A 12737-nucleotide genomic window follows, 5' to 3' on the forward strand; every position below is an offset into this window, starting at 1 on the left:
GTGTCCATGTCCGGGCACGTCTCACTGACCATACCGCCCGAATACCGGGTCGGGGATTGATCCTTCAGCGGGGCCTTCGCTTCTGGCGGGCTTTCAGGCCACGCGCAGGGGGCGCGGCGCGACACTGAAGGAGCGACGCGGCTAGGCGCCGTAAAGCTCCAGCAAGAGGATCTCGGGCCCTTTGCGGTCCAGTCTTGCCTTTGCCTGCGACATCTTGAGTCGCGCGGCGATGAACTGCGCCAGAGCACGCTGCCGCCGGTCATAAACCTGCCGCACGGGGGATTTCGGCGCCCCAATCGTCCGGCGTGGCGGTCGGTCACCATCGGGGAACCACCCCCGCGCAGCTGCGCAGGCGCGCCGCCAGGACAGGTCCGCCTCGACATAGCGCAGGTAGCTCATTGTGAGAACGCGCCGACGCAGGTTCAGATCGTTGTGCATCATCTCCTCCCCGATAGTTGCACTCCTCAACCAAGACAATACCACGAAACCGCCCCACGGGTCAGCACGGGCGCGCCCGTCGTCACGGTTTTCGTATTCTTGCATACCGTTCCAGCACCTCAAGCCGAAGATCCTCGGGCTGTTCATCGATCGCCTGCCGCAACATCCGCAACTCGCGCTGCGACTTGTGCAAGCGGTCGATCAGCGACAGGATCATCGGGATCGTATCCCCCGAAATCGCCATGTCCTTGCGCAGGTCGCATAACAGGCGGACGCGCGCGATATCCAGTTCGTCGAAGAACGGGCCGTCCTCGCCCTGCGCGGGCCGCACCCAGCCTTCGCGCACCCAGCTGCGCAATTCCCTCATGGTCAGGCGCTCGACCCTCGCCACGACGCTGCGTTCATCGTAAGTCATATCGCCCTCCGCAATGTCTCGCGCGGATCGTAGCTTTGATGGCTGCGCCAGCGCTTCGCGATCTCCTCCATCTCTTCATCAATCTTCTGCGGCAGCACGATCTTGAGCCGCAGGATCAGATCGCCATATGCGGCCTTGCCCACCGGAAAGCCCTTGCCCTTCAGGCGCAGCTGACGGCCCGATGAGACACCCTTGGGGATCGTCACGGCAACCCTGCCCGAAATCGTCGGCACATCCACTTTCGCACCCAGAACGGCCTCGTCGAAGGTGATGGGCAGCTCCATTTCGATATTGCTGCCGTTGCGGGTGAACACCGGGTGCGGCCGCACGCCAACCGTGATCAGCGCGTCACCGGGCGGACCCTGGCCGATCCCCGCAGCCCCCTTGCCGCGCAGGCGCAGCGTCTGGCCGTCCTCAAGCCCGGCCGGGATCGACACCTCGATCATCTTGCCGTCGGGCATCGTAATGGCCCGTTTCGCACCGCGGGCGGCATCCATGAAATCCACCTCTAGATGATAGTGCATATCGCGCCCACGGGCGTGGAAGCCGTGCTCATGGGTCGCCCCGCCGCCGCGCTGCCGTGTGCCGAATATATCCGAGAACAGGTCCGACATATCCTCATACTCGCCCGCATCCCCGCCCGGTTCATAGCGCTTGGCGCCCGGGTGGCTCGCATAGTCGTGATAGAATTGACGCTCGGGGCGCTCGTGGCCCTGTGCATCGATTTCACCTGCATCGAAGCGCCTGCGCTTCTCGGGATCGCCCAGCAAATCGTAGGCCGCGGAAACGGCCTGGAATTCCGACTTTTTCCCGGGGTCGCCGGGGTGAAGATCCGGGTGCAGCTTCTTGGCCAGCTTGCGATAGGCCTTCTTGATCTCGTCCTGCTTGGCGCCCTTGTCCACGCCCAGAACCTTGTATGGATCATCCGTCATCACGCGCCCTCCCGTTATGCGGCGTGGCGATACTGCCCTGCCACCGAGCGCGGAAAATGCCTTGTGCGCTCATCTGCCACCGGCGGCAGGAAAGGACGCCTTGCCATGTCATGCCGCACGGCCCTGCCGGACCCAAGCCACGATATCTTGTGCCGCCATCGCGCCGGCCTGCCGTTGAACCTCGCGCCCGCCTTGGAACGCGATCAGCAACGGAATGCTCCGAATACCATAGACCTGCCCCGCTTGCGGATAGGCTTCCGTGTCCAGCTTGGCGCAGCGGGCTTGCCCCTTCAGCAGGCTTGCTGCTTTGGCAAATTCCGGCGCCATCACCCTGCAGGGCCCGCACCACGACGCCCAGAAATCGACAATGAGCGGTAGATCATCTATACGTGCCGCCTTTTGCAGGATCTCGAATGACACGTCCCGCGGCTCTCCGCTCAAAAGAGGCGCGCCGCAGCTGCCACATTTGGGCCCTGCGCCGAGCTTTTCCCGGGGAACCCTGTTGCCCTGACCACAAACCAGACACGCCAGCTTCAAGCCCAAACCTCCCTCTTCACGATGACAGAAGGCTAGTCCGGAAAATCAGGTCCGACTTTGCGCTCTGTCAAATCCCGGGGCGGATCGCTTCATTGTTTTTGGTATTAAAGCTTCGTGGCGAATGCCGGCAAAGCAGACCTTGATGCACAACGCAGCGAACTGCGGCTTTCCGCCCATCGTGTCGAATGCTGCGCTCCGCTTTAAAGTCAGCTTTGGGCTGCCCGGCCATACGCGGTTCTTTCAACCGATGACATTTATCGTCGCTGTCGTCAGGCCTTCGGAGCCCGAATTAACTCAGGCCACCCACCTGAGGGCGGCCTGACGTCGCTGGATTGCCATGGTGATGGGTTTACCGTGGCGCCTTCGCTCAATCACCCCCACGCCTCCGGATCGTGCGGATCGCCCGCGGGCGCGGCATCCGCCGATCCGGTGTCTGAAAGTGTAACCGCGTAACCTTCTTTCGTTTTCAATGGGTTAGACGGATCCTGAGGTGTAACCTTATCATTCAGGTTACACTTTGAATCAGGGCTAACCTCTTGATTTTGTTCAAGGGTTACGCGGTTACACTTTGGCAGACAGTACCGCGCCGCGGCGGCCTTCACCTCGCTGCGCAGATAAACTCTTGCCGAGGTGCCATGCAGCTTTCGCACCATGGCCTTGATGCCAAACGGCTTCATGAGCTTCGCGATGGTGGTCGTGGTAAGCGGTTTGCCGTGCCGCCACTCAGCCCAGGGCCGATCCTCCATCGTGATGAGATCCGCAACAAGTTCCGACGATGCGATGCGGTCTGGCTGCCCGGTCCGCGTTGCGAACAGATCCGCAATGTCGCGCAGCAGCATGACGCCGGCCGGGTCGTCATCTTCGTCCTGGGCCTGCGCTTGTGCCGCATAGGCGCTGGCAATTCGATCAGGCCAGGGTCCACCGAGAACAGTGGCAATCCGCCAGAGCGGCGTGAAGTTGTCCTGCATGCGGTCATTACCACACGCTGGTGGCTCATCTTTCATCTCGCCGATCCTGATGGCATTGTCTTCAGCCCACCGGGCCACCTGGCGACGGACACGCAGCATTTGCCCATGCAGTTCGAAAGGCAGGCGCGCGACGGTTTCTTCTGGCAACTTGCGGCGCAGACCAATGACGATACTCCGGCTCATCAGCGTATCGCGCTGGCTGCCGATCCCGGCAATCGCCATTGGACACCAGGTTGAGAAGGGGGTTGGGACGTGCTCTCCATTGACCTCCTGGACCCGGATCACCCGGGCCGTCCGGCGGGTATGGCCGGAGTTCAAGATGCCGGCCAGATCCTCGTTCTGCCGCATCCAGGTGTCGGCCTCATCAAGCAACAGGGTTGGCTTCCACGCCTCTATCGTCCGGAAGATGGCTGCCGGACTTGCATTCGAAACGATGAAGCCGCGATGGGCCATCGCATCAATCACCTCCAAAAATGTTGACTTGCCACAGGCCTTCGTGGGGCTGGTGATCAACAAGCGTGGCCAGAGCCGCCACGTGTCCATCAGGTATGTGCCGATCACCCACAATGTGGCGCAGTCCACATCAGCATCCGCACCAAACACTACGTGCGCGCGAAGCCGGTCGCGGATCTCTTCTGCAAGCGACGCCCCCTCGACCGGGTAATCCCAGGTCTCGAGGTCTTCGACCACGGCGGTCTGGCCACCGTCGTCCTTACCAACCGCGCGAGGTCGGGCGTTCTTGACCTCAAGATCCAGAACTGACGCACGCCAGCCCAAGCGGGCAGCCGCACCCTTCCGCTCGGTCTCATAGGTGGCGGGGTCTAGCCCCGCCAACCTTTGAACCTCTGCTTGCGCATCGGCATGCGTGACGTCTTCGACCCTCGGCAGATCATTCCAATCGTATCCATCCATCATGCCCGACCTCCCTTCACATGCTTCAGGAAGGCGATACGCTCCTGGTCGGGAAAGCTCCGCCAGATCGCCTTGAAGGCCACCTTTCGCATTGGAAGTGGTAAAAGTGCACTGGGGAGGCGCTCCAGCCCTGCCAAGGTGTAAGCCACAAGTTCGTGCTGCGGGGCCGATAGTGCCCAGAACCGGGCGTCTGAGTAGACCATCCCGAACGGATCGTGGCGCGGACCGCCGATCTCTGCCGCCTCGAGCCAGGCCGCGCAGATCGCATTTGCATGCGACAGGCGGCAATGCTCCAGAGCGAAGACGGCGGCCTCCGCCCATCCCAGGCGCAAACGAGTGTCTGGTGTGATCATGTCCATTACCGATCCTCCCCAAAGCAAAGGCCCGCCATCAGCCGGGCGGTGCGGGCATCGAGGCCAAACCTGCGCTGCAAATGACGAGTTTGCAGATCGCGGCAATTGGCGTATGTTTGCGCCATAGGTGCAATTGTCATTCCCCAATGACCATCTACTGATGCCCCGGTGGTGCGCTGCAACGCATTGCCGGGGCTTTTCCATTTCTGGCTCATGACGAACCTCCTATGATGTCTGGAAGAGTGGCGAGCGCGGCCCAGGCGGCGGGGTCCACGCGCTCACACAAGGTGGCGCAGAAGCGCATCAGGGCCTCACGGGTGCGGAAGTACCTGAGGGACCGCCAAGGTCGCTCCGCGCCACCATTCTTGCGTCGCTGCGTGATCAACTGAATGCCGTCGCGGCAGATAATCACCCGGTGACGAGGGCAGAGGCGGGCGATAACGCCCGCATAGCTGTCAGAGGTTTCGTGGTGGTTTCGCTGGGCAATGCTCATTTGGACATTGCCTCCAGCGTGGCGTCGATCTCGGCCTCGTTCCAATAGAGGCGCGCGCCGAATTTCATCGGCTTAGGCAAACGACCGATTTCTAGGTCGCGGTAAATAGAGCTGCGGCTTCTGCCGCCAAGCTTTGCTTGAAGGTCTTGGAAGGTTAAAAATTTCATATTGGACCTCATTGCTGTTTGATGAGGCCCAGTTACGCACAAGAGCATAACTCTGAAAACTGGGGGGAAAGCTTGGATTATTTCCCCTTAATTTCCCCCTGCAATGCCCTAGGGGGCTGCTTGGCCTTGGCATCCGAGACCCAGCTTCGCATAGTTTTTGGTGCCGGTTTTTGCCCAGTTTTTCTTTCTAAATGTCGCGCCAATTCTTCCCAAGAACGATTGCCCTTTTTGAACCCCATTTCTGCGAATGCAGCTTTTGCCTTTTCTAAAGGTGGGCGACCTATCGTGCGCCCTTTCCTGTCAGGAGTGTTTTCTGATGTTACTTTGTCCAGTAATTCGGGAGGTAATTCGTAACTCTTGATGATATATTCTAGCATCTGCGCGTCGTCTTCTTCCGAGATGCAAAATGCCCACCCTTGAAAGTGAGATATCATTTCAGCGGTATGATTTAAGTAGGGCCAATCATCTGGATTAAATTCCCTGAAAAGGTCGGAAAAGGCTGAATGCCAGTTTTCAAGGTCCACCATGAAAGTGTTAGCATTCAAGAAAAAGAAGTAGAGTTCGTGGCCGATTAATTCGGGCGGAAACCAATCTGTTGTCCAGTAAAGTACAGGGCTTTCAAAAAAATAGAGTGAATCCACTTTAAGAATTGTTCCATCTGGGCCGCAGATGGCCGTGGATTCGCATTGTTCCAAAAACCCGAGATGCGCTCGGTTCATCCTGTGAGGATGAAGGACTTTTTTTCTATTTTCTTCATCAGAAACGCCTAGTGGGTCACCAAGCTCAATACTTGCTACAATCAAATGCTCCACCCATTCTGAGAGCCATATGCTTACCTGTGAATAGGGAAGATAATGAGGGGGGCAAAACACTTATACAGTCCACTTATGTTTAAAGGTGCATCAACTATCAGAAGCAGAATGCGCTAGGATTCCAACCACTTTTGCATCCGTTGCTGACAGCTCAACTACATTGGACGACCACTGCTCCAGCAACGCACGCCTCTGTTCAAGAAAGTCCGTTCTCCGATATGCCCGCTCGACGGAACCGCCTGTCACGTGGCCTAGGCACATTTCTGCGACATCATGCGGCGCATTGGTCGTTTCAGCTAACCAGTCGCGAAAAGACGAGCGAAAGCCGTGTGGGCGTTCCTTCATCCCGCGACGGTCCATGAATTTCCCCATTGTGGCGTCGGAAATCACGCCCTTGCGGACGCCCGGAAACAGATAACCGTCACGCGCGAAGGGTTTGGCCGCTGCAATCACGTTCTGCGCCTCTTGCGATAATGGCACCCGAAAGTCCTTGGTCGCCCCCACGCGGCCTTTCATGGCCTCTGCGGGGATGGTCCAGACATCGCCTTCGATCTGGTCAAGTCGGATGTGGCGCAGAGGGTACGAGCGCACCGCTGTGAGGATGAGCAACTTCAGCGCCAGTTCGGTAATCGTGCCGCCCGATAAAGACCGATAGAATTCGGGGACCTCCTTCCAAGGCAGGGCGGGGATATTCTGCGCGTTATGTCTTTGCTGACCTAGCAGCGCCTTGGCTTTTTCCGTCGCTTGCAAATCTACATCTAAGCCGAGCGCCGCCGCATGACGCATGCAGATACCTAGGCGGTTCATAGCCTTGCGCGCGGTATCGGCCTTAGTGTGCCAGATAGGGGCAAGTGTATCGCGGATATCGCGCTGGTCGATCTGGGAAACAGGCATGCGGCCGAGCTTGGGCAGTACATGCAATTCTAGCGGCGAATACCACCGGCCCGCTTTCCCGTCGCCTTTCAATTCGGCTTTCCGGCTTTCGAAGGCATCAAGTGCGACGTCGGCAAGCAAGTGCATATTGCGTTCGGCCTCGCGCCTTTCGCGTTCTCGTTCTTTTATGGCATCTTTGCCTTGCCGCACAACCGCGCGCCATTTCTCGGCTTCCTCGCGAGCTTCTTTCAAAGATACGTCTGGGAATCGTCCAAGGCCCATTTCATGGCGTCGAGAAAAGATGGTGTAGCGCAATACCCATTGCGCACCGTCATCGTGGCGTTTGTAGAGCCACAAGCCATTTCCATCTGCATACTTGCCTGCCGGTTTGCCCCTCAAGCTGGCTGCGGACAGCCGGTGCATTGTGCGCGCCATTTACAGTCCCCCTTTTGGTCCCCCTCTAAATATGGGGTCTGCTGGGGCGAAATGAAACACTATGAAATAGAAAGTATGTATATCTTCCTTATTTTGTTGGGTATGTGGTGTTTCGGGGTACCCCAAGATGTAGAGTTATCATGCCGTGTGGGGGCACCATTCACCTCGTTAAATGTCCAAAAGCGCGCACGATTTAGTGAAGCGGACGCAATAAGCCTGTTCCGCGTTGTTCGGGCTCAGTTGCATGATCTGTTCACGGAAGAGTTGGCCTTGCTCATGATCGAGGTCTTGCAGGCACGCGCTGCGCGAAATGATTTCGTTCCGATCTGTATTGCCACGATCAAGGAAGGGCTTTCGCGTGTCGCGGCACATCTGCATTATGTACCCGCTTATCGGGTAACTTGGGATCCATCTGCAGCTTGAGGTGCCCTGTGTCGATGTCCGGCGTGATCTGTCTTCGTGAAAATATTGGTTTTGCTCAGGCGCCGATTTTGGCGCTGTCGGTTTCACAGGGGCACGGCGTTTTGCGCATCGCCTATGTGTGAATAGATATAACGTATTGTAATATATATCTTAATTAAGGTTCTTTCTTCTGGGGGCTTGGTTTGAGCCTGGAAAGAATGCGTTGATTTTCGGGTCTGCCTGTTTCCATTTATTTCACATGGTGGAATTTTATCTCGAATGAAACGCTTGTTTGCCTGCGCAATTCTTCTAAAACTACGTCTGATCGCGGGAGGAGATGTCATGCGCGGCTGACTTGGGAGTTTCAGCCACTCATGCCACTTGCTCGTGGCTCAAAAACAGACCACAGTGTCAGACCCTTCAAGGGCGTGAGACGACAACTACAAATATTGGGAGGAAACATGACAAATACTATCAATCGTAGAAAATTCCTGCGCGGCAGTGCAGTCGCTGGTGCCGCTGCGCTGGCAACCCCCGCGATCGCGGCGAATGACGCGACGACGCTGAAAATGCAGGCCGCATGGGGCGGTGGCATCTTCCTTGAGAATGCCCAGTCCTTCGCAAACCGCGTCAACGAAATGTCGGGCGGCTCGCTTGTCATTGAAGTGCTGTCGGTGGACTCGGTGGTCAAGACCAGCCAGATGCAAGACGCTGTTCACCGCGGCGTTCTTGATGCCGCGCACTATGTGTCGGCCTACTGGTATGGCAAATCCAAGTCCGCATCGCTGTTCGGCACCGGCCCCTGCTTTGGCTGGTCGAGCCAGGAAATGCTGGGCTGGATCCACGCAGGCGGTGGTCAGGAACTGTTCGATGAGCTGATGGAAAACCTTCAGCTGAACATCGTGTCGTTCTTCAACTCTCCGATGCCGGCACAGCCTCTGGGTTGGTTCCAGGAGCAGATCACCGACGCAAGCCAGATGAATGGCCTGAAGTACCGTACGGTTGGCCTTGCCGCTGACGTTCTTCTGGAAATGGGTATGTCCGTTGTTCAGCTGCCCGGTGGCGAAATCCAGCCGGCGATGAAATCCGGCCTGATCGACGCTGCGGAATTCAACAACCCCACGTCCGACCGTGACTTCGGTATGCAGGACGTGTCCAAGCATTATCACCTGGCCTCGTATCACCAGAGCCAGGAATGCTTCGAGGTGACGTTCAACAAGGACAAGTTCAACGCACTGTCGCCTGAGCATCAGGCGATCATCCGTAACGCATCGATGGCTGAAAACTCCGGTTTCTACTGGGGCAACACGAAGCGCTATTCGGATGACCTGATCAAGCTGCAGGAAGCCGATGGCGTGAATGTCTACCGCACACCCGACTCGGTTCTGGCAGCTCAGCTCGAGGCGTGGGACGTCGTTGCGAACCGTATCGCGGAAGAAGACCCGTTCTTCGCCAAGGTGATGGAGTCGCAGAAGGCCTATGCCAAGGATGTTATGAACTACCTGAACCTCAACCAGCCTGACTACAAGCTGGCTTACAACCACTACTTCGGTTGATAGCAATACGCTGAATAAGATGTCCGGGCGTCCTTACGACGCTCGGACATTTCTGTGCTAGGGCGCCTTGCACAGAGATGACAGTCGATCCGCTAGGGAGCATGAGCCTCATGAAATTCGTTCACGCCATTGAGGGGCTAAGCCTCTGGGTAGGTCGCGCCTTTGGTTGGTGCATCCTGATACTTACGCTTTCGGTTTCGTACGAGGTTTTCGTACGTTACGTACTCAACGCACCCACGGTCTGGGCCTTCGACATGATGATCCAGATGTATGGTGCGCTGTTCTTGATGTGCGGCGCTTATGCGCTGGCTCAGGACACACATGTTCGCGCCGACGTCGTGTACCGCTTGTTGCCGGTCAAGGTGCAGGCAACCCTGGATTTCTTTCTGTATTTCCTGTTCTTCTTCCCGGGCATTCTGGCCCTGGCCTGGTATGGCTACGAGATCGCCTCCGACAGCTGGCGCTATAAAGAAGTGAGCTTCAACAGCCCCGCCAGCATCCAGATCTACTTCTTCAAGTCCCTGATCCCGTTGGCTGGTTGCCTGCTGGCCATTCAAGGCTTGGCCGAATTGGTACGTTGCGTGATGGCGATGCGTACCGGGGCTTGGCCCGAGAGACTTGTCGATGTGAAAGAGACCGAAGATTTGCTGACCGACGCCGACCTGGAAGTCATCAGCGCCTTCCGCCCGTCTGACAAATAAACCGCCTCAAGCGCTTCTAGAGAGATAAAAAGATGACAAATCCCGAAGTCGCCCTGCTCATGCTTGGGCTGTTTATTATCCTGGTTCTTCTTGGATTTCCGATTGCCTTCACGCTCCTCGCTATGGGTGTGGCGTTTGGATACTATGCCTACCACCAGAGTGGGTCGGTCGATACGTTCAGCGATATCTTCAACAACAATATCTTCTATCTGCTGAACCAGAACACCTATTCGGTGATGGAAAACCCGATCCTGGTCGCCATCCCTCTGTTCTTGTTCATGGGGTATATCGTCGAGCGCGCCAATATCATCGACAAGCTGTTCTTCTCGCTTTACATGGCGGCGCGTAATCTGCCGGGCAGCCTGGCGATCGCGGCGCTGTTGACCTGTGCGGTGTTCTCGACGGCGTCGGGGATCGTGGGGGCCGTGGTGACCTTGATGGGCCTGCTGGCCTTCCCGGCGATGGCCAATGCGAACTACAACAAAAGCTTTGCGTCCGGCGTGATCTGCGCGGGGGGTACATTGGGCATCCTGATCCCGCCCTCCATCATGCTGATCGTCTATGCCGCGATTGCCGACCTGTCACCATTGCGGCTTTATGCGGCGGCCCTGTTCCCGGGCATGCTATTGGCCGGTCTCTACATCGTCTATGTGATTTTCCGTGTCTGGCTCAATCCTGCGCTGGCACCCAAGCCGACAATGGACGATCCCCCGCCGCCGAGCGAGATCTACAAGGACCTGTTGGTCAGCTTCGTGCCGCTGACCGTCCTGATCGCCTTGGTTCTCGGGTCCATCCTGGGAGGCCTGGCAACCCCGGCCGAAGCGGCTGCGATGGGGGCCTTGGGCGGAATCGTTCTGGCGATCCTCTACCGGTCGATGACGTGGGTGAAACTCAAGGAAAGCGTGTTCCTGACTGCCAAGTCCACGGCCATGGTCTGCTGGCTGTTCGTTGGCTCGTGGACGTTCGCGTCGGTGTTCTCGTATCTCGGTGGACATGATGTGATCGCGCATTGGGTTGGCGGCATGGATCTCGAGCCCTGGCAGTTCCTGATCCTCGCCCAGGTCATCATCTTCCTGCTTGGCTGGCCGCTGGAATGGTCCGAGATCCTTATCATCTTCGTGCCGATCTTCCTGCCGCTTCTCGAAGTGTTCGGGGTGAACCCGTATTTCTTCGCGATGCTTATTGCGCTTAACCTTCAGACGTCATTCCTGACGCCCCCCATGGCCATGTCGGCCTACTATTTGAAAGGGGTGCTCAAGAACAAGATCGAACTGATGGAGATCTTTGCCGGGATCATGCCGTATCTTGGCATTGTGATCTTGACGATGGTCTTGATGTATATCTTCCCCGGCATCGCGCTTTGGTTCCCGGACTACCTGTTTGGCCCGTATATTCCATGATCCGCGACAGCTACAAACTGACTGCGACCGATGCGTTGGCCGCTATCGCTTCTGGACGCCTGAGTTCCGTTGAGCTTGTGAAGTCCTGTCTTGCGCAGATTGAAGCGACGGACAGCACGATCAAGGCTTGGGCGTTTCTTGATGCCGATATGGCCCTCGCACAGGCTGCGGAATGTGATCGGGTTCGCAAGGCGGGTCTGGCGACAGGCCCGCTGCACGGTATCCCTGTGGGGTTGAAAGATATCATCGACACCGCAGACATGCCGACGCAGCGCGGCACCCCGATCTTTGCCGGACGCCAAACCGACAATTCCGCCCGGTTGGTCGAGCGGTTGCGCGACGCGGGTGCCGTGATCATGGGCAAGACCGTGACCGCGGAAATGGCGTTCGTGCATGCAAATGAAACGCGCAATCCGCATGATGCAGAACGCAGCCCCGGTGGGTCATCCAGTGGATCGGCTGCCGCCGTGGCCGCGTGCCATGTGCCCTTGTCGGTCGGCACGCAGACCAACGGATCTGTCATCCGGCCGGCGTCGTTTTGCGGAGCATTCGGGTTCAAACCGACCCGCGGCGTGATCTCGCGCGCGGGACTGCTGCAAACTTCGGTTTCGCTCGATCAGGTGGGCTGTTTCGGTCGCAGCCTGGATGATGTAGCACTGCTGACGGATGCGATCGGGTGCTACGATCAAACCGATCCTGTCAGCTATCCGCGTCCGCGGCCTGATATGTTGGCGGGTGCTCGAGCCGATGTATTGGTGGAGCCCGAGTTTGCCTGGTTCGAGCTGCCGTTCAATGACAGGCTGTCGGGTGATGCGCGCGAGGGCCTCGAAGCCGTTCTTGACATTCTCGGGCCTAAAGTGACGAGAATGGAGCCGGCCGATACGCTGTCCAACCTCGTTGCCGTGCAAGCGCGTATCCATGAATACGAGATTGCGAAACATCAAGCAGACGTTTTTGATGCGCATTGGGATCAGATAAGCCCAACGCTCCAGCCGATCATCACGCGTGCTCGGCAGATCTCCAAAGACGAGTACGAAGATGCGCTGGCCGTGAAAGCCTCGGCCGAAGCGTTTTTCGCCAATTTCTTCCTCGATTACGATGCAATAATCGCGCCCTCCGCCGCTGGAGAAGCGCCTTTGTTCGGGGAAGGCACGGGCGATCCGATTTTCTGCACGCTCTGGACATTGGCGGGGCTACCATGTGTCAGCCTACCTTTGCTGGTCGGTGAACACGGGCTGCCTATCGGGGTGCAACTGATTGGCCCCGCTGAAAAAGATGACCGTCTACTGCGCACTGCGCGCTGGCTTCAGAAACATCTTTCTGAGGAAGCGGAATAGGGAGGA

At 57.7% G+C, this 12737-nt stretch carries 15 protein-coding genes and 1 pseudogene; 5 read left to right on the plus strand and 11 right to left on the minus strand.

Going from position 1 to position 12737, the window contains the following annotated elements:
* Nucleotides 1–141: 141 nt before the first annotated feature.
* The 11 genes and pseudogenes from F3H35_RS04190 to F3H35_RS04230 all read right to left on the minus strand — a co-directional run bounded on the left by F3H35_RS04190 (nucleotide 142) and on the right by F3H35_RS04230 (nucleotide 7335).
* On the minus strand, nucleotides 142–438 hold the full coding sequence (locus tag F3H35_RS04190; RefSeq protein WP_188129859.1) for a hypothetical protein: 297 nt from the start codon (nucleotides 436–438) through the stop codon (nucleotides 142–144).
* Nucleotides 439–520: 82 nt separating this feature from the next.
* The gene (locus F3H35_RS04195; RefSeq protein ID WP_149778400.1) at nucleotides 521–853 is read right to left on the minus strand and encodes a chaperone modulator CbpM; all 333 of its coding nucleotides are present in this window, start codon (nucleotides 851–853) and stop codon (nucleotides 521–523) included.
* Nucleotides 850–1785, minus strand: coding sequence for a DnaJ C-terminal domain-containing protein (locus tag F3H35_RS04200; RefSeq protein ID WP_149778401.1), 936 nt, complete (start codon nucleotides 1783–1785; stop codon nucleotides 850–852). Before F3H35_RS04200 ends, F3H35_RS04195 begins: the two co-directional genes overlap by 4 nt.
* A gap of 108 nt (nucleotides 1786–1893) precedes the next feature.
* Entirely contained in the window at nucleotides 1894–2205 is a 312-nt protein-coding gene (locus F3H35_RS04205) for a thioredoxin family protein (protein WP_317510549.1), read from the minus strand.
* Between the two features lie 39 nt (nucleotides 2206–2244).
* Nucleotides 2245–2328 (minus strand): annotated as a pseudogene (locus tag F3H35_RS19200) (thiol reductase thioredoxin); the annotation flags it as partial.
* Between the two features lie 365 nt (nucleotides 2329–2693).
* Nucleotides 2694–4205, minus strand: coding sequence for a DUF3631 domain-containing protein (locus tag F3H35_RS04210; RefSeq protein WP_188129861.1), 1512 nt, complete (start codon nucleotides 4203–4205; stop codon nucleotides 2694–2696).
* Nucleotides 4202–4561 (minus strand): hypothetical protein, encoded by a 360-nt coding sequence (locus F3H35_RS18770; RefSeq protein ID WP_188129862.1) that lies wholly within the window; start codon nucleotides 4559–4561, stop codon nucleotides 4202–4204. The genes F3H35_RS04210 and F3H35_RS18770 overlap by 4 nt, the downstream gene beginning before the upstream one ends.
* Nucleotides 4561–4770, minus strand: coding sequence for a hypothetical protein (locus F3H35_RS04215; protein WP_149778404.1), 210 nt, complete (start codon nucleotides 4768–4770; stop codon nucleotides 4561–4563). The genes F3H35_RS18770 and F3H35_RS04215 overlap by 1 nt, the downstream gene beginning before the upstream one ends.
* Before the next feature lie 274 nt (nucleotides 4771–5044).
* Nucleotides 5045–5215 (minus strand): helix-turn-helix transcriptional regulator, encoded by a 171-nt coding sequence (locus tag F3H35_RS04220; protein WP_149778405.1) that lies wholly within the window; start codon nucleotides 5213–5215, stop codon nucleotides 5045–5047.
* Between the two features lie 77 nt (nucleotides 5216–5292).
* Nucleotides 5293–6027 (minus strand): hypothetical protein, encoded by a 735-nt coding sequence (locus F3H35_RS04225; protein ID WP_149778406.1) that lies wholly within the window; start codon nucleotides 6025–6027, stop codon nucleotides 5293–5295.
* A gap of 90 nt (nucleotides 6028–6117) precedes the next feature.
* Entirely contained in the window at nucleotides 6118–7335 is a 1218-nt protein-coding gene (locus F3H35_RS04230) for a tyrosine-type recombinase/integrase (RefSeq protein ID WP_149778407.1), read from the minus strand.
* Nucleotides 7336–7386: 51 nt separating this feature from the next.
* On the opposite strand from F3H35_RS04230, the gene F3H35_RS04235 reads away from it, so the two are divergent.
* The 5 genes from F3H35_RS04235 to F3H35_RS04255 all read left to right on the plus strand — a co-directional run bounded on the left by F3H35_RS04235 (nucleotide 7387) and on the right by F3H35_RS04255 (nucleotide 12731).
* Nucleotides 7387–7758, plus strand: coding sequence for a hypothetical protein (locus tag F3H35_RS04235; RefSeq protein WP_149778408.1), 372 nt, complete (start codon nucleotides 7387–7389; stop codon nucleotides 7756–7758).
* Between the two features lie 440 nt (nucleotides 7759–8198).
* Entirely contained in the window at nucleotides 8199–9293 is a 1095-nt protein-coding gene (locus tag F3H35_RS04240; protein WP_149778409.1) for a TRAP transporter substrate-binding protein, read from the plus strand.
* 110 nt (nucleotides 9294–9403) lie between these two features.
* Nucleotides 9404–9994, plus strand: a complete 591-nt coding sequence (locus F3H35_RS04245; RefSeq protein ID WP_188129889.1) for a TRAP transporter small permease subunit — start codon at nucleotides 9404–9406, stop codon at nucleotides 9992–9994.
* 32 nt (nucleotides 9995–10026) lie between these two features.
* Nucleotides 10027–11394 (plus strand): TRAP transporter large permease, encoded by a 1368-nt coding sequence (locus tag F3H35_RS04250; RefSeq protein WP_149778411.1) that lies wholly within the window; start codon nucleotides 10027–10029, stop codon nucleotides 11392–11394.
* Nucleotides 11391–12731, plus strand: coding sequence for an amidase (locus tag F3H35_RS04255; protein ID WP_149778412.1), 1341 nt, complete (start codon nucleotides 11391–11393; stop codon nucleotides 12729–12731). The genes F3H35_RS04250 and F3H35_RS04255 overlap by 4 nt, the downstream gene beginning before the upstream one ends.
* The last annotated feature ends 6 nt before the right edge of the window (nucleotides 12732–12737 follow it).

It is taken from the genome of Roseovarius litoreus (assembly GCF_900142765.1).
In the GTDB taxonomy this organism is placed as follows: domain Bacteria; phylum Pseudomonadota; class Alphaproteobacteria; order Rhodobacterales; family Rhodobacteraceae; genus Roseovarius; species Roseovarius litoreus.

Coding starts and splice junctions, on each gene's coding strand:
- F3H35_RS04190 (WP_188129859.1), bottom strand. CDS start 438: ATGCACAACGATCTGAACCTGCGTCGGCGCGTTCTCACAATGAGCTAC.
- F3H35_RS04215 (WP_149778404.1), bottom strand. CDS start 4,770: ATGAGCCAGAAATGGAAAAGCCCCGGCAATGCGTTGCAGCGCACCACC.
- F3H35_RS04250 (WP_149778411.1), top strand. CDS start 10,027: ATGACAAATCCCGAAGTCGCCCTGCTCATGCTTGGGCTGTTTATTATC.
- F3H35_RS04240 (WP_149778409.1), top strand. CDS start 8,199: ATGACAAATACTATCAATCGTAGAAAATTCCTGCGCGGCAGTGCAGTC.
- F3H35_RS04230 (WP_149778407.1), bottom strand. CDS start 7,335: ATGGCGCGCACAATGCACCGGCTGTCCGCAGCCAGCTTGAGGGGCAAA.
- F3H35_RS04195 (WP_149778400.1), bottom strand. CDS start 853: ATGACTTACGATGAACGCAGCGTCGTGGCGAGGGTCGAGCGCCTGACC.
- F3H35_RS04200 (WP_149778401.1), bottom strand. CDS start 1,785: ATGACGGATGATCCATACAAGGTTCTGGGCGTGGACAAGGGCGCCAAG.
- F3H35_RS04210 (WP_188129861.1), bottom strand. CDS start 4,205: ATGATGGATGGATACGATTGGAATGATCTGCCGAGGGTCGAAGACGTC.
- F3H35_RS04255 (WP_149778412.1), top strand. CDS start 11,391: ATGATCCGCGACAGCTACAAACTGACTGCGACCGATGCGTTGGCCGCT.
- F3H35_RS04235 (WP_149778408.1), top strand. CDS start 7,387: ATGAAACACTATGAAATAGAAAGTATGTATATCTTCCTTATTTTGTTG.
- F3H35_RS04220 (WP_149778405.1), bottom strand. CDS start 5,215: ATGAAATTTTTAACCTTCCAAGACCTTCAAGCAAAGCTTGGCGGCAGA.
- F3H35_RS04245 (WP_188129889.1), top strand. CDS start 9,404: ATGAAATTCGTTCACGCCATTGAGGGGCTAAGCCTCTGGGTAGGTCGC.
- F3H35_RS18770 (WP_188129862.1), bottom strand. CDS start 4,561: ATGGACATGATCACACCAGACACTCGTTTGCGCCTGGGATGGGCGGAG.